Annotated in this window: 21 protein-coding genes; 18 read left to right on the top strand and 3 right to left on the bottom strand. The window is 34.8% G+C overall.

Annotated features, from left to right (window positions below):
- Window positions 1-33: 33 nt before the first annotated feature.
- The 3 genes from ACTSKG_RS03480 (at window position 34) to ACTSKG_RS03490 (ending at window position 1,703) form a co-directional block, all read left to right on the top strand.
- Complete coding sequence (locus ACTSKG_RS03480) at window positions 34-744, top strand: cytochrome c biogenesis CcdA family protein (protein ID WP_464756760.1); 711 nt, start codon at window positions 34-36, stop codon at window positions 742-744.
- Between the two features lie 18 nt (window positions 745-762).
- Window positions 763-1,122 (top strand): response regulator, encoded by a 360-nt coding sequence (locus ACTSKG_RS03485; RefSeq protein ID WP_464756761.1) that lies wholly within the window; start codon window positions 763-765, stop codon window positions 1,120-1,122.
- 89 nt (window positions 1,123-1,211) lie between these two features.
- A complete protein-coding gene (locus tag ACTSKG_RS03490) occupies window positions 1,212-1,703 on the top strand; it encodes a CcdC family protein (RefSeq protein ID WP_464756762.1) in 492 nt (163 codons plus the stop codon).
- 45 nt (window positions 1,704-1,748) lie between these two features.
- On the opposite strand, the gene ACTSKG_RS03495 is transcribed toward ACTSKG_RS03490, so the two are convergent.
- On the bottom strand, window positions 1,749-2,204 hold the full coding sequence (locus ACTSKG_RS03495) for a DUF2621 family protein (RefSeq protein WP_464756763.1): 456 nt from the start codon (window positions 2,202-2,204) through the stop codon (window positions 1,749-1,751).
- A gap of 114 nt (window positions 2,205-2,318) precedes the next feature.
- On the opposite strand from ACTSKG_RS03495, the gene ACTSKG_RS03500 reads away from it, so the two are divergent.
- The 6 genes from ACTSKG_RS03500 (at window position 2,319) to ACTSKG_RS03525 (ending at window position 6,269) form a co-directional block, all read left to right on the top strand.
- Entirely contained in the window at window positions 2,319-2,534 is a 216-nt protein-coding gene (locus ACTSKG_RS03500) for a DUF1659 domain-containing protein (RefSeq protein ID WP_464756764.1), read from the top strand.
- Between the two features lie 31 nt (window positions 2,535-2,565).
- Complete coding sequence (locus ACTSKG_RS03505) at window positions 2,566-2,778, top strand: DUF2922 domain-containing protein (RefSeq protein ID WP_464756765.1); 213 nt, start codon at window positions 2,566-2,568, stop codon at window positions 2,776-2,778.
- Window positions 2,779-2,831: 53 nt separating this feature from the next.
- Complete coding sequence (locus tag ACTSKG_RS03510) at window positions 2,832-2,954, top strand: YvrJ family protein (protein ID WP_387580802.1); 123 nt, start codon at window positions 2,832-2,834, stop codon at window positions 2,952-2,954.
- A gap of 104 nt (window positions 2,955-3,058) precedes the next feature.
- A complete protein-coding gene (locus ACTSKG_RS03515) occupies window positions 3,059-3,649 on the top strand; it encodes an SCO family protein (protein ID WP_464756766.1) in 591 nt (196 codons plus the stop codon).
- A gap of 421 nt (window positions 3,650-4,070) precedes the next feature.
- Complete coding sequence (locus tag ACTSKG_RS03520; protein WP_464756767.1) at window positions 4,071-5,552, top strand: putative bifunctional diguanylate cyclase/phosphodiesterase; 1,482 nt, start codon at window positions 4,071-4,073, stop codon at window positions 5,550-5,552.
- Window positions 5,553-5,576: 24 nt separating this feature from the next.
- Window positions 5,577-6,269: a lytic transglycosylase domain-containing protein gene (locus tag ACTSKG_RS03525; protein WP_464756768.1), complete on the top strand. Its 693-nt coding sequence runs from the start codon at window positions 5,577-5,579 to the stop codon at window positions 6,267-6,269.
- An 84-nt stretch (window positions 6,270-6,353) separates the two neighbouring features.
- Here ACTSKG_RS03525 and ACTSKG_RS03530 read toward each other — a convergent pair whose 3' ends face one another.
- The gene (locus ACTSKG_RS03530; RefSeq protein WP_464756769.1) at window positions 6,354-6,602 is read right to left on the bottom strand and encodes a GlsB/YeaQ/YmgE family stress response membrane protein; all 249 of its coding nucleotides are present in this window, start codon (window positions 6,600-6,602) and stop codon (window positions 6,354-6,356) included.
- Between the two features lie 1,608 nt (window positions 6,603-8,210).
- On the opposite strand from ACTSKG_RS03530, the gene acnA reads away from it, so the two are divergent.
- Complete coding sequence (gene acnA, locus ACTSKG_RS03535) at window positions 8,211-10,919, top strand: aconitate hydratase AcnA (RefSeq protein ID WP_464756770.1); 2,709 nt, start codon at window positions 8,211-8,213, stop codon at window positions 10,917-10,919.
- A gap of 340 nt (window positions 10,920-11,259) precedes the next feature.
- Window positions 11,260-11,631: a hypothetical protein gene (locus tag ACTSKG_RS03540; RefSeq protein WP_464756771.1), complete on the top strand. Its 372-nt coding sequence runs from the start codon at window positions 11,260-11,262 to the stop codon at window positions 11,629-11,631.
- 9 nt (window positions 11,632-11,640) lie between these two features.
- On the opposite strand, the gene ACTSKG_RS03545 is transcribed toward ACTSKG_RS03540, so the two are convergent.
- A complete protein-coding gene (locus ACTSKG_RS03545; RefSeq protein ID WP_464756772.1) occupies window positions 11,641-12,183 on the bottom strand; it encodes a GNAT family N-acetyltransferase in 543 nt (180 codons plus the stop codon).
- A 149-nt stretch (window positions 12,184-12,332) separates the two neighbouring features.
- Here ACTSKG_RS03545 and ACTSKG_RS03550 point away from each other — a divergent pair, with 149 nt between their 5' ends.
- From ACTSKG_RS03550 to ACTSKG_RS03580, 7 genes are all read left to right on the top strand, one after another.
- Window positions 12,333-15,542 carry a BTAD domain-containing putative transcriptional regulator gene (locus ACTSKG_RS03550; RefSeq protein WP_464756773.1) on the top strand — a complete coding sequence of 1,070 codons (3,210 nt, stop codon included), beginning with the start codon at window positions 12,333-12,335 and terminating at the stop codon, window positions 15,540-15,542.
- Window positions 15,543-15,661: 119 nt separating this feature from the next.
- Entirely contained in the window at window positions 15,662-16,927 is a 1,266-nt protein-coding gene (locus ACTSKG_RS03555) for a substrate-binding domain-containing protein (RefSeq protein ID WP_464756774.1), read from the top strand.
- Window positions 16,928-17,178: 251 nt separating this feature from the next.
- Window positions 17,179-17,946: an ABC transporter ATP-binding protein gene (locus ACTSKG_RS03560; protein WP_464757959.1), complete on the top strand. Its 768-nt coding sequence runs from the start codon at window positions 17,179-17,181 to the stop codon at window positions 17,944-17,946.
- Window positions 17,930-18,637, top strand: a complete 708-nt coding sequence (locus ACTSKG_RS03565; protein ID WP_464756775.1) for an ABC transporter ATP-binding protein — start codon at window positions 17,930-17,932, stop codon at window positions 18,635-18,637. Before ACTSKG_RS03560 ends, ACTSKG_RS03565 begins: the two co-directional genes overlap by 17 nt.
- Before the next feature lie 12 nt (window positions 18,638-18,649).
- Window positions 18,650-19,510 (top strand): branched-chain amino acid ABC transporter permease, encoded by an 861-nt coding sequence (locus ACTSKG_RS03570; RefSeq protein WP_464756776.1) that lies wholly within the window; start codon window positions 18,650-18,652, stop codon window positions 19,508-19,510.
- Window positions 19,511-19,516: 6 nt separating this feature from the next.
- Entirely contained in the window at window positions 19,517-20,527 is a 1,011-nt protein-coding gene (locus ACTSKG_RS03575; protein WP_464756777.1) for a branched-chain amino acid ABC transporter permease, read from the top strand.
- Window positions 20,524-21,537 carry a 3-oxoacyl-ACP synthase gene (locus ACTSKG_RS03580; RefSeq protein WP_464756778.1) on the top strand — a complete coding sequence of 338 codons (1,014 nt, stop codon included), beginning with the start codon at window positions 20,524-20,526 and terminating at the stop codon, window positions 21,535-21,537. Before ACTSKG_RS03575 ends, ACTSKG_RS03580 begins: the two co-directional genes overlap by 4 nt.
- Window positions 21,538-21,539: the final 2 nt, after the last annotated feature.

Consider the following 21,539-nt stretch of genomic DNA (forward strand, 5'->3'; position numbering starts at 1 on the left):
GATAGGGACAGTAAATCGGAAAGGAAGACTGCCGTGAGTACCGATATAAATTTATTATTGGCTTTTGGAGCGGGATTTTTAAGTTTTATCTCGCCTTGTACTTTACCATTGTATCCTGCATTTTTATCCTATATTACAGGAATGTCTTTAGAAGATATAAAAACAGATAAGAAACAAATGCAAAAAAGAGGGATGCTTCATACGTTATTCTTCTTATTAGGGTTTTCTATCATATTTGTTGCAATAGGATTCGCAACGTCATTTGTAGGAACATTTTTCATTCAATATGATGATCTTCTTCGTCAAGTCGGAGCAATTTTTATTGTAATTTTTGGTTTAATCATCATAGGAATCTTTAATCCAGCGTTCTTAATGAAAGAGAAGCGTCTCCAGTTTAAAAATCGTCCAGCTGGATATTTGGGAACAATTTTAATCGGTATGGCGTTTGCTGCTGGGTGGACACCATGTACTGGACCTATTTTAGCAGCGGTAATAGTTATGGCTGGATCGAATCCTGATGCAGGGATGTTATATATGCTTGCTTATGTATTTGGATTTGCTATTCCATTTTTCGTATTATCGTTCTTTGTCACGCGACTTAACTGGATTCGTAAAAATAGTAATCTAATAGTGAAAATTGGCGGATATATTATGATTGCACTTGGAATCTTATTATTTTTTGATGGTTTAACTTTCATTATTCGTATTCTAAGTCCAATTTTTGGCGAATTTCAAGGATTTTAAAGAGAGGGAGGCATGATGATGCCAACAGTGTTAGTTGTTGACGATGCAGTCTTCATGCGAGCAACTATAAAAAGAATGCTAGAAAATCATCAATTTGAAATAATTGGTGAGGCTGCAAATGGGAAAGAAGCAATTGAAAAGTATCGTGAATTAGTACCAGATGTGGTGACAATGGATATAACTATGCCAGGGATGACTGGCATTGAGGCAGTGAAAGTAATTACATCTGAATTTCCAGAAGCTAAAATTGTCATGGTCACTGCTCTTGGCCAACAAAAACTCATTGTAGAAGCAATTGAAAGCGGGGCAAAGGATTTTATCACGAAACCTTTTAATCCAGAACAAATTATACAAGTTTTGCAAAATGTTACTAATTGAAATGAAATTTGATGCCCAAGATTTCTCGTGATAAAATACTTAAAAATATGTGTAACCATTAAAAGTTTTAAATGATATGGGGAATTCTAATGTTTGAAAAGATTCAACCTAATTTAATGATTATTGTTACTTCCGTCATGGCTATAGGTATGGGAATACTTGTAACAACCATACGAGCAAGATCGTCGAAAAAGCCTGCAAGCGTCAAAAAGATATTATTACCACCGCTGTTTATGTCTACCGGTGCACTCATGTTTGTATATCCATACTTTCGCGTAACAGGTGCGGAAATATTAGAAGCAATTGGAATTGGAATGTTATTCTCAACAGTGTTAATTTGGACATCAAAGTTTGAACGAAGAGATGGAGAAATCTATTTAAAGCAATCAAAGGCTTTTATTTTCATAATAATTGGATTGTTAATTGTACGTATAGTAGGAAAGGTAATATTAAGTTCAACAATTGATGTAGGACAGCTTAGCGGAATGTTTTGGTTATTAGCATTCGGTATGATTGTCCCGTGGCGTATGGCGATGTTTTTACGCTATAAAAAACTTCAAAAAGCAGGAGCAAACGAATAAATTAAAAAGCGAGTACCTTTTGAAAATGGGTACTCGCTTTTATAGTTATGCTTTTTTTCTATTCTCTGATTCTTCAAAGAACATGTTATATGGGGTAACGTCTATCTCCATTTCAGCAAGTTTTTTTCTTAAGAACTTATGATCCCGCTTTGGAGTAGCTATTATATAGCCCCGAATTAGTAATTCACGAGTTATAGAAGTTGCTTTTTCTTCTAAAGCTAGCTGACCAATTTTACCAGCAATTTTCTGTTTAGCAACAGGTCTAAAAAGGTCTGGAACAGGACTCACTAATTCATTTAAAAGCGCTTTTTGATCATCATTCCAGAGATGAATGGTACTATCCACGTAATACTCTTCCCAATCTAAGTCCGATTTCCCATCATTTTTGGGAAGTGCTTTTAAGAACTTACGGAACATAAAAAATCCTCCGATGGCCATTAAGACTACTAAAACTACTACCCAAAATAGGATAAACCATAAAAACCAACCAGTTAAAGCCAATCTATCACCTCATTTTTCTATCTTAAGTATAAGATGTTCTTATAAAAATTTCACTCTCTTTGTATCCTTTCTTAAAGAAAGTTTCTATTTACTAGTTGAAAGGTGGTGATACAAATGGCAAATCTAGAATACAAGCAAGCAGTATTAAGATTGGTATTTGAAGGTGGATTGACTCATGACGGTAAGATGAAATTTAAATCAAAATCCTATCGTAGCATTAGAGCAAGTGCAACAGCCAATGGATTGGAAACAGTCGCTACTACACTTGCAAACTTCACAAACAGCCCTTATATAGGTGCTGAAAAAATGGAAACATCGATTATTATCTAATTTAAATTAATAAAAAAAAGGAGGAAATGAAGTGGCAAAATCATTACAACTTAACTTTGAAACTGCAAACGGAAAAAGTTTAATGCTTACTGTAGATGATCCAAAAGAGTCGCTAACCAGTACTGAGATTGATGAAGGAATGAAAGCAATTATTGCTAGTAATGTATTTCATGTTGAGGGGACACCTCTATCGATAGTAAAAAGTGCAAGAGTTGTAGAACGCAACGTTACAAATATTATTTAATTATTTAGACTCTCCAGTAATGGAGGGTCTTTTTTAAAAAGGAAGTGAATAATATGGAACAGTGGCTTTCGTTGATTCAAGATGTTGGCTTTCCTATATTTGTGTCATTTTACTTAATGCACCGAGTAGAAAGCAAACTAGAAGAAATCAAACATGTCCTGTTATCTTTAAAATGAGCTATCTATTCACAAAACTGTTGAAATAGATGAGACAATGTAGTTGAATGAACAAAATTCTTTCGATAAGATAAAGCTATGAATAGAAAAGAGAGGTCTCATAAATGAAAAAACTATTAGCTATTATTTCCATCACTTTGCTCGTCCTTGCAGGTTGTGGCAGTAGTGGCAACTTTGAAGCTCAAACAAATTGGCAGGTGCAAGATTTCACTAATGTGAACCAGCATAATAAAAAGGTTTCATTAGAGGATTTGAAAGGAACCGTCTGGTTAGCTACATTTATCTTTACCAACTGTACTTCAGTTTGTCCTCCAATGACCTTTAATATGAGCGAAATTCAACAAGTGCTTCATGATAAAGGGATAGAGGATTATAAAATTGTAGCCTTTAGTGTTGATCCAGAAGTAGATACACCTCAGAAGCTCCAAGAATATTTAGCAAACTATGACGTAGCCGATGAAAGTAAGTGGGAACTATTAACTGGTTATAAACAAGATGAAATTGCAAGCTTTGCTGAAAAATCATTTAAAACATTAGTAAAAGATGATCCGAAATCCAATCAAGTAATTCATGGTACATCCTTTTATTTAGTAGACCAAAATGGAATAGTAGTAAAAAACTATAGTGGAGTATCGGACGTTCCAAAAGAAGAAATTGTTATGGATGTTGAATCATTAATTAAAGATGGGAAATAATAGAGGAACCTATTTCTGAGATAGGACTTTGCAGACTGTAAACATACTCGATTAAAATGGAGTTTGTTTACAGTCTTTTTTCCTTTAAAATAGTAAGTAAGAAAATAACACCTAAAAACTCAATTGCTACAGCGGACAAACCGTCCTGACTCCTCACTAGTTTCACTCTAGGGCACTAATCTGAGATTTCTATTTACGCAGATGCTACTATTTGTTAGAGAATTATTAGAATTACACCAACTCTGGGGACTCCAGCGCTTCATTCATGAAGTATCTCACAAGTCCGTTTTTACTACGTATGGGTTTCGGGTATTTTCTTGAAAATGTATAACATTAAAAATTCATAACATTTTCAGACTATTGTTTAAAGTGATTTTGTGCTATTGTTTTCCTAGAACGTAGATGGGTGGTGTACCAAAATTTGTTTAAAAGAACATTCCGAAAAATATCTTTTCGAATAGTATTCATATATGCAGTTACAGGTATATTATGGATATCACTATCAGATAAATTATATTTTCAATTTTTCCCAAATGGAAATTCTGTACTAAAGGGTTTAATATATATATCATTCAGTGTATTTTTACTTTTATTTTTAATGAAACAATCCTGGAAAACACAACAAGACCTATTATTAAAAGAATATGAAGACGAATTAACTGGCTTACAAAATAGAAGTTCATTGCAAAACGTGTTAACTAATTTAATCCGCAATAAAGAAATATTTTATTTATTATTCGTGGATTTCGATCGATTTAAAACGATTAATGATTTATATGGGCATGATTGTGGAGATATCGTATTAGTTGAAATTTCCAATCGATTAATTGGTAATGATTATGTCAATGCTTCCGATACAGTTGCACGTTGGGGAGCTGATGAATTCATCCTAATTTTAAAAAATAGAACTTATGAAGATATTGAAATAATCGTCAAAAACCTTTTAAATGAATTAGCAACTCCACTACATATAAATGGTAAAGAAATCATGAGTTCGTTAAGTATTGGATCTGTCCAATGCCCAATTGATTCAATTAAACCGAAAGAACTGTTGAGATTTGCAGAACTTGCAGTGGACGAAGCCAAAAAAAATGGTGGATTAACGCATGTTAAATACCGTAAGGAATTATCCGATTTATCAAATAAGGAATTATTCTTAGAAAAGGGCTTACACAATGCATTAGAAAAAAATGAATTGTTTTTAAACTTTCAACCGCAAATAGCTTCAGAAACGCATGAAATCATTGGAGTAGAGGCACTTCTTCGATGGAAACATGATGGTCAATACATATCTCCAGGAGAATTTATTCCTATTGCGGAGAAAAGTGGGCATATAATAAAAATTGGTGATTATGTTTTACGCGAAACGTGTAAAGTTATTCCTATAATTGAAAAAGAAGTTGGTAAAGAGCTAATCTTTAGTATTAATGTTTCAGCTCGTCAATTTTATCAAAAAGATTATATTGTCCGCACAAAGAAAATATTAGAAGAAACGAATATACATCCTAGTAAAATTGTTTTGGAAATTACGGAATCCATTATTATGGAGTACACAGACTTTGTAATAAAGTCCTTGCAAGATTTAAAGGATTTTGGGTTTCAAATCGCAATAGATGATTTTGGAACTGGATACTCTTCTTTTAAATACTTAGAACTTTTACCTGTATCCATTATTAAAATAGACCAAAGTTTTACCCAAGCTATACATAAAGTAAGAACAAAGGCCATTGTTCAATCCATTATTTCTCTTGCTCATAATTTAAATATGAAAATATTAGCAGAGGGTGTAGAAGATATTTTTCAAGTTGCAAACTTAAATGAATTACAATGTCACTATCTTCAAGGTTATTTTTTCAGTAAACCACTATCACAAGAACAACTGCTAATAGAATATAAAAAGTAATTTATGGAATAGGTGAAGTAACCGATGAAACAGAAGAAGAATAACTCATATAAAACGAAAATCTGGATAATTATATTACTTCTCCCATTTACAGTTACAATTTATATTGTAGCAATCATTGGATGGCAAGAGCTGAAGAAAATACCAGCTGTTCAAGAGTGGGCAGAATCTATACAGCAAGTACCTAACGGTAAGAAATTGGATGTTCCAAATGAATACATTCCTATATATAAAAAAGCTGCAGAAAAATACGGTATTCCATGGACACTTCTTGCTGCACATCATCGAGTTGAAACAAAATTCTCAACAATGGATCCTTTAATTTCTCCATTTGGTGCTGAAGGTCATATGCAGTTTATGCCTTGTACATTTGTAGGTTGGTCCCATCCAAGTTGCAGTGGACTAGGTAAGGGTAATATACCAGAGGAAGATAAAACAAATCCTAAAATTATTGCAGAATATGGTGGGTATGGAGTAGATGCAAATGGGGATGGTAGGGCAGATCCATTCGATATGGAAGATGCCATATTTAGTGCTGCAAATTATTTAGCGGCAAGTGGTGCTGCGGACGGCAAGCTCGAAAAAGCTATCTTTAATTATAACCATAGCGAGAAGTATGTTAAGGATGTTCTTCATTTTTATAATTTGTATGAAAGTCAGTTAGAGGAAATTCAAGCAGCTTCTATAAAAAAGTCAACTAAAGAGGTTGGGCTCTAATATGACCCAACCTCTTTAGTAGTAATACCAAATATTTATTTTATTAAGTATCTACTTTGACCAAAGCACGTGTGCTTTTCACGGTTATTTTCGCATAGATTTTAGGATGAGGCTTAAAATAGCTACTAAAATTATAGCCCCAATTAAAGCCGGGATAATTGCCATGCCCCAAATATTTGGACCCATGTCTGGGAATATTAATCCGCCAATCCAAGCCCCGATAATACCAGCAATGATATTACCAATAATTCCTCCTGGAATATCTTTACCTAAAATTAATCCTGCTAACCATCCGATAATACCACCGATAATTAAATATAGAATAAATCCCATTTATTCCATCTCCTTTAAAATGATTTATAAGGTAACACTCTTTATATAACCATAAAGAAGAAATGCTAAACATCATGAAAATATTTTTTAAACAATAGCACCAAAACATTTTTCGTGAAAGCTTGCATAGCATCCTATTGAGCAACAATCGAAATCCAAAAAGCAGTATGGAGTACACATATATCTGTATTGACAACTATTATATGAATTTCGTCAGTAGTCCGTTCTTCCTCAAGTAAATTTGTAGTCATAATAGAGATATAGTGCATTTATCCATTCATATAATTCATTCTTCATTAATTTCATATACTGTTTTAAGCTTTCTAAATAATTCACATTCTGGTGAATTACAAATATTATAAGGAGAGAAAGGTGCACGGTTCAATTTAAAACTGATTGTTATGTTCATATGGATTCGTTGATAAAAACTACAAAATGTTTATTAGCAATAAGTTCATTCGTTAATCGAACAATTTAATCCTCTAATTCTTATCTTGGCATCCCACAATTAAATTCTCCTCATCCGCAACTAAATCATCTTTATTGTCCTCTGTTACTAAGACTTTATAAATAAAATAGCTCTCTTCCTTTTTCTTTTATGGTGAATTAATCAAAAAATATAATGCGAGAAAAAAGGAAAAAGAATTTTCGAAACATTTTGCGTTTTGTATTTAAAAGTATTATAATTGAAAAAAAAGGGAGTGGAGAATATGGACATTCAAAAAACAAGAAAGTTAAATAAGCAAGGATTATGGTTTGTCATTCTTCATACAATCTTTATTGTAAACTTGGCTGCCGATATGTTTTCCTTACATTAAAAAGAACAATAAATAATTGTTCTCAGACTGTAGACAAACTCGAAAAAATCGAGTTTGTCTACAGTCTTTTTTGATAGAAAAGAGTCCGACTATTACTATTTTAAAATTATTTGGCGTGGCGCGTGAGAATCCTGTAGGAAAGCGATTTCAACGAAAGCGCGGCAATGGCTCCATGTGCAGAGGCTCGTCGACTCTAGAGTACGAATGTAGAACGCTAAATTGCTGGAGTATTTTATCTGCAATATAAAGAACATTTAATTGCTTAGTTCTTTTATGTAAACTAAAGTTCAATTTGAAGCCAGAAAAAAATGATTGGTCTCCTAGTGAAATAATGGATCATTTAGATAAGATGAAGACAACAATTAGAAGATCCAACTAGTCCAAAAGCAAAGAAAAAACCAATTCAACTTTCTACCTTAGGAATTAATAAGATAAAAGCTCCAACTCATACAATTCCAAGTGAGGGGAATCATACAAAAGAAGAAATGAAGTTGCCCTTCTAGAATGGTACTGCTTTCTATTAACGTAGACGCATCAAGAAAAATTAATCTATAAAACATCCAATTTTGGACAAGACCACTAATAAAATGGTTTCCTTTTGTAGGACTTCATGAAAAAAGACATCTATAACAATTAGTAAAAACAATTGAAAAAATAAAAGGTCATAAGAAATAGTTATTACTTATAATAATTTTAATGTAATTTACTTATAGACTCTAGTGAAGTATGATAAGTAGTGGAGAAAAGTCATTTTAAAAGATCTTTTCAATAGACATTAGGAGGAACACAAATGGCAAAAAGTAATTTACACAATAGCCGTACTTCTTTTTCGCTAAATGGTAAAGAGTATAATTATTACCGAATAGCTGCAATAGAAGAAGCGGGTATCGCAAATGTTTCACGCCTTCCTTATTCAATTAAAGTATTATTAGAATCAGTTTTACGTCAATATGATGGCTATGTAATTAAAGAAGATCACGTAAACCAACTTGCAAAATGGGGTAAAGACGCAAACACGGAAGCAGAAGTTCCATTTAAACCTTCTCGCGTTGTACTTCAAGATTTCACAGGTGTTCCAGTAGTAGTTGATTTAGCTTCATTACGTTCAGCTATGAATGAAATGGGTGGAAATCCTGACAAAATCAATCCTGCTATACCAGTTGATCTTGTAATTGACCATTCTGTACAAGTAGACAAATATGGTACTTCAACAGCATTAAAAGCAAATATGGATTTAGAGTTTGAACGTAATGCAGAGCGTTACAACTTCTTAAAATGGGCTCAAACATCTTACGATAATTTCCGTGCTGTACCTCCAGCAACTGGTATCGTTCACCAAGTTAACTTAGAGTATTTAGCTCCAATCGTACATGTGAACGAAACTGCTGAAGGCGTTTTAGAAGCATTTCCAGACTCAGTAGTAGGTACTGACTCTCATACAACTATGATCAATGGTCTTGGTGTACTTGGATGGGGTGTTGGTGGTATCGAAGCGGAAGCAGGAATGCTTGGTCAACCTTCATACTTCCCAATTCCTGAAGTAATCGGCGTTAAACTAGTTGGGGACCTTCCAAATGGAACAACTGCAACTGACTTAGCACTTAAAGTTACTCAAGTACTTCGTCAACGTGGAGTAGTTGGTAAATTTGTTGAGTTCTTTGGTCCTGGTGTATCAAAATTACCGCTTGCTGACCGTGCAACTATTGCAAATATGGCTCCTGAATATGGTGCAACTTGTGGTTACTTCGCAATTGATGAAGAGTCACTTAATTACTTACGTTTAACAGGTCGTGACGAAGAACATATTGCAGTAGTAGAAGCATATTTAAAAGCAAACGACATGTTCTTTGACCCAACTTTAGAGCCTGTTTATACAGATGTAATAGAAATTAACTTAGCGGATATCCAACCAAATCTTTCTGGACCAAAACGTCCACAAGATTTAATTCCACTTACTGATATGAAAGCTCGTTACCATGAAGCAGTTGTTGCTCCACAAGGTACTCAAGGTTTCGGTTTAACAGAAAAAGAATTCGATAAAACTGCAACTGCAAAATTTGCAGATGGCGATGTAACAATCCCAACAGGTGCAGTAGCAATCGCTGCTATTACTTCTTGTACAAACACATCTAACCCATACGTAATGTTAGCGGCTGGTTTAGTTGCGAAAAAAGCAGTAGAAAAAGGATTAACAGTTCCTGCATACGTAAAAACATCTTTAGCACCTGGTTCAAAAGTAGTTACAGGTTATTTACAAGATTCAGGTCTAGATCAATATTTAGATCAAATTGGTTTCAATACAGTTGGTTACGGTTGTACAACTTGTATCGGTAACTCAGGTCCTTTATTACCTGAAATTGAAAAGGCAATTATTGACGAAGATTTGTTCGTTACTTCTGTTCTTTCTGGTAACCGTAACTTTGAAGGCCGAGTACATCCACTTGTAAAAGCCAACTATTTAGCTTCACCACCACTTGTTGTTGCTTATGCACTTGCTGGTACAGTTGATATCGATTTACAAAAAGATTCATTCGGTAAAGACAAAGACGGAAATGAAGTATTCTTTGCGGATATTTGGCCATCTACAGAAGAAGTAAACAAAGTGCTTTCAACAGTTGTTACACGTGAATTGTTCCAAAAAGAATATGCACGTGTATTCGATGAAAACGAAGCATGGAATGCAATTGAAACTTCAACTGAGTCTCTATACTCATTTGATGACAAATCAACTTACATTCAAAACCCACCATTCTTCCAAGGATTATCGAAAGAACCTAGTGATATTCAAACACTTTCTGGACTTCGTATCGTCGCGAAATTCGGTGATTCTATCACTACGGACCACATTTCACCAGCGGGTGCAATTGGTAAAGATACTCCTGCAGGTAAATACTTGCGTGAAAACGGTGTAGAAGTTCGTGATTTCAACTCATATGGTTCTCGTCGTGGTAACCATGAAGTTATGATGCGCGGAACATTCGCTAACATCCGTATTCGTAACCAAGTTGCTCCAGGTACAGAAGGTGGATACACTACTTACTGGCCAACTGGCGAAATCATGTCAATCTACGATGCTGCTATGAAGTATCAAGAAGAGGGTACTGGTTTAGTAGTACTTGGTGGAAAAGATTACGGAATGGGATCATCTCGTGACTGGGCAGCTAAAGGAACAAACCTTTTAGGTATTAAAGCTGTAATTACGGAAAGCTTTGAACGTATTCATCGTTCTAACCTAGTAATGATGGGTGTTTTACCACTTAATTTCTTACCAGGTGAAAATGCTGAATCCCTTGGCTTAACTGGCAAAGAAGAAATTAGTATAAATATTGCAGAAGGTGTTAAACCTCGTGATATTCTACAAGTAACAGCAAAAGCGGAAGATGGTACTGTAAAACAATTCAACGTACTTGCTCGTTTCGACTCAGAAGTAGAAGTAGACTACTACCGTCACGGTGGTATCCTTCAAATGGTGTTACGTAACAAAATGCTTGAAGCTTAATTAAATGAGTAAGGACCTAATCCTTTGGGAATTAAGTCCTTTCCGACTGTAGACAAACTCGATTTTATTGGGTTTGTCTACAGTCTTTTTTCTTTTCATTTAAAATAAGCTTTATAAAATCCCCTTCAAGTAAAATGTCTCGTCATTTTACGATACATGGTTTTTTCACCGTCTACTTAAAGGGTCCAATATCAAGGTAAGTTGAGAGAAGTGGTTGTTTTTAACCTGACTACTCCTTTTAGTTATGTGGTAATAGGTTCTCTACTAAGTTCATATCATGAAAATAAACACTGGAGGAGTGAGTTAAGCGAAAAAAAAGAACCCCGTAATTGTTGGGAGTGTGTTATTTTCAGCAATCTTTATATATCTTTTTTCATATACGCAAACCACAAAATTAGTATTAGAGCTTTGTTCCCCGTATTTAGAGGAACCTGAAATAGCACAAAGCTTTCAATACAATTTTATGCAAAAAGAAGGTTTGTACGATCAATTGGGCCAGCAATTGAAAGAAAAAGGATATAATCATCTTATTATTACTGGTATAAATTCCAAAAAGGAAATATTAGTAAAGCTTGTACTGAAAGATATGGAAGCAAATGAACAGAGACAAGAAAAAATTAAAGAGATATTTAATGATTTCCTCATAACTAATAAACTAGATCCAAGTCTATTTAAAGTCAAAGTAAGTAATGATGAGAGTCTTTACTGGTAGACAATTATTTTACTTTTTCCAATCGGGTTGGATTAATGAAAAAACAAAAGCATCATTAGACTTGTCATTTTGGTAAATATAACCTCTTAAGAGTCCTTCTTTTTTAAACCCTAATTTCAATAATAACTTATAGGAGGGTTCATTTTCTGGAAATGTAACCGCTCCTATTCGATATAAGTTTAATTCCTCAAAACAATAATGAATTACCGCTTCCACTGCTTCACTAATAATCCCTTTTCTCCAATAATCAGGAATTAAGTCATACCCTATTTCTGTTCGCTTACTCGGAAGAAGGAGATTGTTTAATCCTACTGTGCCTACAAATTCAAGCGTGTCCTGCAGCACAATACCCCAACGCACCGATCGTTTTTCGATAAAGTTTTTTGAAAATGATTTGATAATATTTTCTGCTTGTTCCACTTGTGTGAAAGGTGACATACCATAGTACTCTATTACTTCATCATTTGAAAAAATACGGAAAATATCATCTGAATGTTCTTCTTTTATTTCTATTAACATTAACCTCTTTGTCTCTAAAACTGGAAATTTCATGTTACATCTTCCTTCCTAGTTTCATTCCAATCATCTAGTTATTTTACCATATTTTTATATCTTCTAATACAATTGAATTATCATTCAATTTCGAATATTTATATGTTAGGATAAATAGAAAAACTATAATTTAGGAGTGGAGGTAAAGGATGGAACATTCAACGATTATAATATCTAAACTGACCCCTCCTATTACCTCATCTTTTTATATGAGAAGATCATCTCTCATAAAGAAATTCCGATCAAATGAAGGTAGGAAATTAACTCTGATACATAGTGGGGCTGGATTTGGTAAAAGCTCTGCTTTAGCACAGTACTATTCGGATTCGAATGAATTGTTTTCGTGGTATACCATATCAGAAGAAGATGATGACATCCTACCATTTTTACGACATTTATTACATAGTATTCGTAGAATTGTTCCCATGTTCGGAGAGACCTTAATTGATAAAGAAATAATTTCCATGTATCCAAAGGAAGAGGAATTAAAGCAGTGGTATTCTTTGTTTAGTAATGAACTTTCCATGATCCATGCTCCTTTTACGATAATTCTAGATGATTTTCACCTCGTTGATCATGTGTTTCATATTAATTATTTAGTGGAAAAAATAATTGAGTTTTTACCTGCACATATTCATCTTGTCATTGCATCGAGATGTCGTCCTAAATGGTCTAAGTTGGTAAATCTTAAGTTAAAAGGACAACTGGTGGAAATCAGTGAACAAGATTTTATTTTTAATGAAGAAGAAATACAAGTTTTTTTTGAGGATTACTTTGAAAAAACTATTTCGTACGATGAAGCAGTAGAAATAATGAGAATTACAGAAGGCTGGGCAATTGCAATACATTTAATTGCGATGCAGCTTGCAGAGACGAGTAAACAAATAAACGAGTTATTTGATCCTGCTTTCAAAGATTTGTTTTCTTATTTATCCGATGAAGTATTTTTTCGAATGAACGAGGAAGATAGACAATCCATTTTAAATTTTAGTATTTTTCCAACCTTTAACTCGGAGGTAATAAAGACGTTATTTGGGGAAAATGAAGCAACTAATCTAGAAAGATTGGCGAATAGCCACACTTTTATTCAATCGTTAAGTGATACGGATTCTTATCGATTCCATGCATTGTTTCATCAATATTTGGAGACAAAGTGGCTACAAAAAGATCAAAAGTCATATTATGACACACATAAAAGAGCTGCTACTTTTTATGCTGGTCAAAATAATGTAATTCAGTCGCTTCATCATGCGGTTAAAGCAAACGATGAATGTTTTCTAGGAAACAAGATTGTTCATTTTGCACACTCTATGATTAGAGCAGGTCAATTTGATTGGTTGTTAGAATTACTAAAAGATCATCTCTCTGAGAAAAGAAGAAAAGAATTTTACGAACTTTTTTATTATGAAGGCGAATGTCATCGATATAGGGCTTTCTATGAGAAAGCAAAAAAGGCATATGAAATGTGCATTTTGTTTGCGATGGAAAATGAAAATTTGCTATTTTTAAGTCGTGCTAATGCAGGTATAGCCCATATTTATCTGGATACGATACAACCGAAACTCGCTAAGCCTTTTCTTGAAGACTCGGTGAAATGGGCAATGAAGAGCTCTGACATAACAAAACATGAAATGCTATCTCTAAAACGCTTATTAGCAGAGAATCTTGTCAATTTAGGGAAGGCCAAAGAGGCTAGAGAGTGGGTTAAACAAGAGGAATTTGATATTTCTATTCTCAGGGAAGGGAACTTAGATGCACGGATACTGCTCCGTACCGGGATGCTAAATGAGGCACAACTTGTTTTAGGAAATAGAATAAACGACGAGTTAAGTTTACCTGATTCGCATAGGGAAACAGAAGTCTTATTATCATTTATCTATTCTTTAATGGGTCAAGCAGATGACGCAAAACGAGCTGCTATAAAAGGAATCGAAACGGGATATCGTGAAAAGTCAGGTTTTGTAGAAGCTGTTGGGTGGATTAGAAGAGGTCATGCAGAAATATTAGATAATCCTTTCGATTTGGAAACACCTGAGAGCTATTATCTAAAGGCTGTTCAACGAATGGAAGAGTTAAACGTCTCTAGAGGAAAAGCGGAGCCATACATGGGTCTTTCAATTTTAAATTCTAGAAAGGGATTATTTCATGAAGCAATTTCTTACGGGGAAAAAGGGCTAAGAGAGACTGATAAAGGCAACGATTATTGGTTGTCTGCTTATATTTTAATATGTTTAACGATTGCATATTTTGAGAAAGGAGAAATGGAGCAGGCGATAAAAAAAGTAAATGAAGCAAATCACCATTTTACAAGTAGTGGAGATGTTTACGGTGAAATGATTTCTCACTATTGGTACATGAATATATATAATTATGAAGGAAATAATGAAGCCTTTATTCTGCATACCGAAAAATTTGCATTCCTTTGCGTTCAGTTCCATTTTGAGTTTTTCTTATTAAGAAAAACTATGTTCGGTCCTAGAGATTTACAAATACATTATCCATTGTTTCAGAAAGCGCTTCTATTTAATATCAGTTCCAACTATCTAAATTCAATTATAAAGTTGCTAAATATAAATGAAACAAGTAGTTACCCAGGCTACGAACTAATGCTCCAATTCCTTGGACCTTTTACACTTTTTATGAGCAGTAGAGAAATTAGTGAACGGAAGTGGCAGAGGGACAAGTCAAAAGAATTATTTACTTATCTTTACATCCATAAAAATCGATTCGTTCCAAAAGATGAATTAATGCGTGTTTTATGGGGAGAAGTTGATGATAAAATAGCCGACCGTGATTTTAAAGTGGTCTTAAACTCCTTGTTGAAAGTAATAGAACCGAATCGGCTAGCGAGGGTTGAATCTTTCTTTATAACCCGAAAACAATCGATGTATCGTTTAAATCCGAGCGCAACGATTTATAGTGACTTAGAATTTTTCCATGTTTATATTGAAAAAGGTATGAATGAAATAAACGCAATAACAGCTAAAGAATATTTGTTAAAAGCAGTGAACTTATATAAAGGTGAACTATTAGAAGATAAACCTACTATTGAATGGATATTATATCATCGAGAGAAAACTCAAAACGAATATTTATTAGCTATAGAGCGCCTTGCACAGACTTGTACAAGATTAAAAGAATTTGAACAAACAATTTTCTGGGCTGAGAAGCTGATAAGGTTGGACCCCACTTGGGAAGAAGCATATCGCTTATTAATGTTTGCCTACTATCAGCTTCGAGATAGGACAAAAGCAGTCAAATGGTACGAGCGGTGTATTTCAGTTTTAAAAGCTGAATTAAAAGTAGAACCAATGAATACAACAATTCAAATGTATGAAATGATAACGAGTTACAGTTGAGGAAAGGAAAACCTGTGCTTTAAAACGAGCTTCTGTTTTCCTGTAACTCTTTTGTAACTCTTCTTTTATATTCTTAAACAGAAGCATGAGAGCGCTCACAAAAAATAAGGGGGATTTGGATGACAAAAAAATGGGGCTTACTTTTAATACTTATTATTTTTGCTATTTTTAGTGTTGCTTGTAGCGATAAGACAGGTACTTCGGGTACCTCGAAAGAGGAAGAAAAGGAAAAAGAAGAAACAACACCTGTGTCAAGTACAGTGACAGAAGAAGCTGGTACGATCAAAATCGGAGTTCTTGCTTCCCTGACAGGTGCCCTTGAGTCATATGGTAAACAAACGAAAAATGGCTTTGAATTAGGACTTGAATATGCCACTGGAGGAACAATGGAAGTTGCAGGAAAGAAAATTGAAGTTGTCTATGAAGATACGGAGACAAAACCAGAAGTTGCAGTACAAAAGGCAACGAAGCTTTTAGAAGACGATGAAGTGGATTTCTTAGTTGGTTCTTCTAGTTCTGGTGATACATTAGCTGTTCTTCCACTTGCAGAAGAATATAAAAAAATAATGGTAGTTGAACCTGCAGTTGCTGATAGCATTACTGGCTCAGAGTTTAATCCTTATATTTTTAGAACAGGTCGTAACTCTTCCCAAGATGCTGTTGCTGGTGCGGCGGCAATTGCAAAACCCGGTGTAAAAATTGCAACATTTGCTCCAGATTACTCTTTTGGATGGGATGGTGTTGCGGCATTTAAAGCGGCGGCAGAGAAGTTAGGAGCAGAAGTGGTGCTAGAAGAATTTGCAGATCCAGCTGCAACTGACTTCACATCAAATTTACAAAAGATTATTCAAACAAAACCAGATTATTTATTTGTCATTTGGGCAGGAGCAAACTCTCCATGGAACCAAATTGCTGATTTAAAAATCCAAGAAAAAGGTATTAAAATTTCTACAGGTGCTCCAGATATTGCTGCGTTATCTGTTATGGAGCCTCTAGTTGGTATGGAAGGATTCACAGTTTATTATCATACACTTCCTCATAATAAAGTGAATGATTGGTTAGTGGAAGAACATAAAAAACGTTTTAACGGAGTCGTACCTGACTTATTTACACCTGGTGGAATGTCAGCAGCAATTGCGATTATTGAGGCACTGAAGAAATCAGAAGGTGTTGCAGATGGTACGGAACTAATTAAGGTGATGGAAGGAATGTCATTTGAAACACCAAAGGGAACAATGACTTTCCGACCAGATGACCATCAGGCTTTACAAGCCCTTTACTCTATTAGGTTAGAAAAGCAAGATGGGTTGGATTATCCTGTACCCGTTCTTATAAGAGAATTATCTCCAAGTGAAACCGAACCACCGATACTAAACAAAAAATAAGTAAGAAAATCCTTGCAAAAGAAACACGGTCCTATAAAAGACCCTGGACTGAGGGAAGCGACTTGATACTTGCCTCCTGGAGCGGAGATCAAACTGTTCATGTAATTGTAATGAAAATACCATGAATTTTAGGTTTTATATACGTTCTTTGTAAAAAAGTGACGACCTATTGGATTAGGTCGTTCACTCTCCATATGATAGACCATCTCTCTATCATATGGAGAGTGATGTTGGAAAGGAGCATTTTAATGATGGAACCTATACTACGAACAGAAAACTTAACAATAACATTTGGAGGTCAAACTGCTGTAGACCATGTGGACTTTTTCATGTCAAAGAAACAATTTAAATCCATAATTGGCCCTAATGGTGCAGGAAAAACAACTTTTTTCAATTTGATAAGTGGTGAGTTAAAACCAACTGTGGGAGATGTTTTTTTTAATGGGGAATCCATGGCCAAATATTCTTCGGTAAAAAGGACTAGAAAAGGACTTGGTCGTTCTTTTCAAATAACTAATGTATTTCCTAATCTTACTGTCATTGAAAATGTTCGGTTAGCAGTCCAATCGAAAGAGAATATTCGGTATCAAATGTTTCGCCATTTTTCATCTTATAAAAGTTTGCATATCCAGGCAGAAAAATTATTAGAAATTGTGTTACTTTCCAGTAAAGCAAACTCCTTTGCAAACCAATTATCTCACGGTGAGAAAAGGAAATTAGAAATTGCGATGTTGCTAGCACTAGATACGGAAGTACTGTTGTTAGATGAACCAACAGCAGGAATGTCTTTAGAAGAAGTTCCGGCTATTCTTGAAGTGATAAAGCAAATAAAACAAACGGATGAGAAAACAATTTTATTAATCGAGCACAAAATGGATATGATTATGGATTTATCAGACTCTATTATGGTTTTGTTTAATGGGAGATTACTAGCAGATGGTACACCAACCGAAATAATGAATAACGAAACTGTTCAGCAAGCTTATTTAGGAGGGTTGTACGATGAGCGTCTTACTTAAATTAGAAAATGTCCACACATTTATCGGACAATATCACATATTACAAGGAGTTTCTTTTGTAGCACAGGAAGGGGAAGTGAGTGTTCTATTAGGTAGAAATGGGGCTGGTAAAACAACTACTTTAAAAACCATTTTAGGGTTGACTCCAGCAACTTCTGGTTCAATTATTTTCCAAAATCAAAACATTACAAAAAACGCGACACATCACATAGCATCAAATGGAATAGGGTATGTTCCTGAGGATCAAGGGATTTTTGGAGCATTGACTGTAGAAGAGAATATTAAAGTTGCTATGAGAAAAGAGGATGATGCTGCTCATGGGAGGCAAGAATTTGTACTCGATTTATTTCCAGACTTAAAAACCTATTGGAAAAAAGAGGGAGGGCATTTGTCAGGTGGGCAAAAACAAATGTTATCAATGGCTAGAGCGTTTGTAAATGACAGTAAGTTGCTTTTAATCGATGAACCCTCTAAAGGCCTGGCACCTGTTGTTATTGAAAAAGTAATGGAAGCGATTATAGAAATGAAAAAGCAGACTTCCATTATTTTAGTAGAGCAAAATTTTATGATGGCAAGTCGAATTGGAGATACATATACACTTATTGATGATGGGGAAACTGTTCAATCAGGACAAATGAGTAGCTTAATAGAAAATGAGGAATTGAAACGAAAGTATTTAGGAATCGGGTAAGGAGGTTAAAAGATGGAGTTACTTATCAATCTATTTATAAATGGTTTAGCTACAGGAATGCTTATCTTTCTTCTTGCTGCCGGATTAACTTTAATATTTGGGTTAATGGATGTGTTGAACTTTGCTCATGGTGGGTTGTTTGCATGGGGGGCTTTTTCAGGCGTATGGTTTTATGGATTAACAAATAGTTTTACGTTTGCAATAATTGGTGCGATATTAACTGGTATTATACTTGGATTTATTACAGAGAAGCTCATTATTACGCCAGTTTACGGGAATCATGTTCAACAAATCCTGATCACACTTGGCTTTATGATCGTATTATCGGAAATGTTAAAAGTAGTTTTCGGTCCAAATCAAATTGCAGCGAAAACACCTCCCTTACTCGCTGGAAGTTGGGAAATTGGAGATGTCATTATTATTAAATATCGTTTGTTCATCATCCTAATTGGATTTTTAGTATTTGGGGGTTTTCAATTTTTATTAAAACGTACGAAGATAGGTTTAATCGTTCGTGCAGGTGTGATGAATAAAGAAATGGTGCAAGCTCTCGGGATTAATATAAAACAAATATTTTTATATGTATTTATGGCTGGAGCAGCGCTTGCAGCACTAAGCGGAGTTCTAATGGCTCCATATTCTGGAGTAATTTATGCGGAAATGGGGATGGAATTCGCCATCCTAGCTTTTATCGTTGTTGTCATTGGTGGAATGGGTAGTTTTCCTGGATCACTCCTTGCAGCAATTCTTGTAGGGCTTGCGGGTAGTTTCATGGCTTACTACGTTCCAGCTTTATCACTTGCGGTTAATATGATGCTTATGGCAATTGTATTAATATTCCGTCCGCAAGGTTTGTTTACAGCGAAAGGATGATGTGAAATGATATCAAAATTTCAATTAAATAATGTCATACTATTAGTCATCATAGCTATACTCGCATTTTTTCCTTTTATCTCAGACTCACGTACTTGGACAATTTTACTTACTCAAATATTCATTTTTTCAATACTTGCAATGAGTTACGATATTTTACTAGGTTATACGGGGATTGTTTCCTTCGGTCATGCTATGTTTTTCGGGATGGGTGCTTATACAACGGCTATTATGCTTAATCATTTTGAAGCTACTTTAAGTATGTTTTTCATTTCGATTATCGTTGGCATGATTATCGCAGGATTCATCAGTTTTTTAGTAGGGTTACTCACACTAAGATTAAAAAGTCATTTCTTTGCAATGTTAACATTGGCTGTTTCAGGTTTGTTTTTAGTTCTAGCAGAAAAATGGAGAACGCTTACACATGGAAATGATGGTTTCACGTTTAAAGCACCAGAGTTCTTTAAGGATCGTATGATGTTTTACTTGCTCGTTCTCGTTTGTTTAGTAGTTGTGTACTTTTTCTTGCGAAGATTCGTGGAATCACCACTTGGGAGAATACTAATTGCCGTCCGTGAAAATGAGCAAAGGACGAAATCGTTAGGTTATCAAACACTTTATTATAAAGTAATTGCTTCAGTCATTGCAGGAGCAGTCGCAAGTTTAGCTGGATCTCTTTATGCGGTTTCATTAAGATTTGTAAACACTAGTGTACTTACAATGGATATTACATTAGATGCATTACTTATGACAATTATTGGCGGAGTAGGAACACTAATTGGACCTATTATTGGCGCAGGTGTCATAGAGCTGGCCCAACATTATTTGTCCGGACTTGCAAAAGAATACCCTATTTTCGAAAGATGGATTATTTTCTTCGGAATTATTTATATTTTAGCTGTAATCTTCTTTCCAAGAGGGATTGTTGGAACGATTCAATATGCTTTTTGGAAACGAAAAAATAAAGCAGTAAATGTAGGGATACGTCCTTCCAGAAGAAAGGTGGAAGCAAAATGACCATAGGAATAGTTAGTACTGGTGTATACATACCAGATCACAAAATGACTGCGGAAGAACTTGCAAGCCTTTCTGACATACCTGTAGAAATCGTGAAAACCAAAATGGGTATTACTCAAAAACCTCTCCCGGGCCCAGATGATCATACCGTGGCAATGGGGATACGAGCAGCGGAAAAAGCAATTCAAAAAGGAGCAGTGGATCCGAAAACAATTGACCTAGTCATTTATATTGGGGAGGAGCATAAAGAATATCCTTTATGGACTGCTGCAATAAAAATGCAAGAAGAATTAGGAGCCTATCATGCATGGGGATTCGATGTGGCCCTACGCTGTGGGACTACTATTATGGCAATCAAGGTAGCGAAGAGCTTGATGGAATCAGATACTACTATTAATACCGTTCTTCTTGCAGGTGGATACCGGAATAACGATTTTATTGATTACACAAATGAACGAACTCGTTTTATGTTTAACTTAGGTGCTGGAGGAGCAGCGATGATCCTAAAAAAAGATCATCCAGAAAATATTATTTTAGAGTCAGACATCATTACAGATGGCTCTTTTTCTGAAGATGTAGTAGTACCTGTTGGCGGGACTAAGGTGCCTTTAACTGAAGAACATTTGCAAAAAGGACTTTATCGTTTGGACGTGTTGGATCCAGCAGGAATGAAGGCAAGGCTGGAACAGAAATCCATGCAAAACTTTTTAAAAGTGATTCGAAATTCGTTGTTGAAAAGCGGATATTCTGATAACGATATCGACTATTTAGCTATTCTTCACATGAAAAAATCTGCGCATGACTTTGTACTAGATGAATTAGGTTTAACAAGTGAACAATCAATCTATCTAGATAACTACGGTCATATTGGACAAATGGATCAAATAATTTCGCTAGAGCTTGCACAGGATTCAGGAAAATTAAAAGATGGAAATTTGGCAGTATTAGTGAGTGCAGGAATCGGATATGCCTGGGGATCAGTGGTAGTTAAATGGGGAAAGGAGCTTTAAAA

It is taken from the genome of Psychrobacillus syltrankelensis (assembly GCF_055454035.1).

Excerpts from the sequence above, each read along its gene's own strand:
- ACTSKG_RS03515 (WP_464756766.1), top strand. The coding sequence starts at position 3,059 with ATGAAAAAACTATTAGCTATTATTTCCATCACTTTGCTCGTCCTTGCA.
- ACTSKG_RS03490 (WP_464756762.1), top strand. The coding sequence starts at position 1,212 with ATGTTTGAAAAGATTCAACCTAATTTAATGATTATTGTTACTTCCGTC.
- ACTSKG_RS03555 (WP_464756774.1), top strand. The coding sequence starts at position 15,662 with ATGACAAAAAAATGGGGCTTACTTTTAATACTTATTATTTTTGCTATT.
- ACTSKG_RS03580 (WP_464756778.1), top strand. The coding sequence starts at position 20,524 with ATGACCATAGGAATAGTTAGTACTGGTGTATACATACCAGATCACAAA.
- ACTSKG_RS03485 (WP_464756761.1), top strand. The coding sequence starts at position 763 with ATGCCAACAGTGTTAGTTGTTGACGATGCAGTCTTCATGCGAGCAACT.
- ACTSKG_RS03500 (WP_464756764.1), top strand. The coding sequence starts at position 2,319 with ATGGCAAATCTAGAATACAAGCAAGCAGTATTAAGATTGGTATTTGAA.
- ACTSKG_RS03575 (WP_464756777.1), top strand. The coding sequence starts at position 19,517 with ATGATATCAAAATTTCAATTAAATAATGTCATACTATTAGTCATCATA.
- ACTSKG_RS03570 (WP_464756776.1), top strand. The coding sequence starts at position 18,650 with ATGGAGTTACTTATCAATCTATTTATAAATGGTTTAGCTACAGGAATG.
- ACTSKG_RS03530 (WP_464756769.1), bottom strand. The coding sequence starts at position 6,602 with ATGGGATTTATTCTATATTTAATTATCGGTGGTATTATCGGATGGTTA.
- ACTSKG_RS03545 (WP_464756772.1), bottom strand. The coding sequence starts at position 12,183 with ATGAAATTTCCAGTTTTAGAGACAAAGAGGTTAATGTTAATAGAAATA.
- ACTSKG_RS03550 (WP_464756773.1), top strand. The coding sequence starts at position 12,333 with ATGGAACATTCAACGATTATAATATCTAAACTGACCCCTCCTATTACC.
- acnA (WP_464756770.1), top strand. The coding sequence starts at position 8,211 with ATGGCAAAAAGTAATTTACACAATAGCCGTACTTCTTTTTCGCTAAAT.
- ACTSKG_RS03525 (WP_464756768.1), top strand. The coding sequence starts at position 5,577 with ATGAAACAGAAGAAGAATAACTCATATAAAACGAAAATCTGGATAATT.
- ACTSKG_RS03565 (WP_464756775.1), top strand. The coding sequence starts at position 17,930 with ATGAGCGTCTTACTTAAATTAGAAAATGTCCACACATTTATCGGACAA.
- ACTSKG_RS03560 (WP_464757959.1), top strand. The coding sequence starts at position 17,179 with ATGGAACCTATACTACGAACAGAAAACTTAACAATAACATTTGGAGGT.
- ACTSKG_RS03510 (WP_387580802.1), top strand. The coding sequence starts at position 2,832 with ATGGAACAGTGGCTTTCGTTGATTCAAGATGTTGGCTTTCCTATATTT.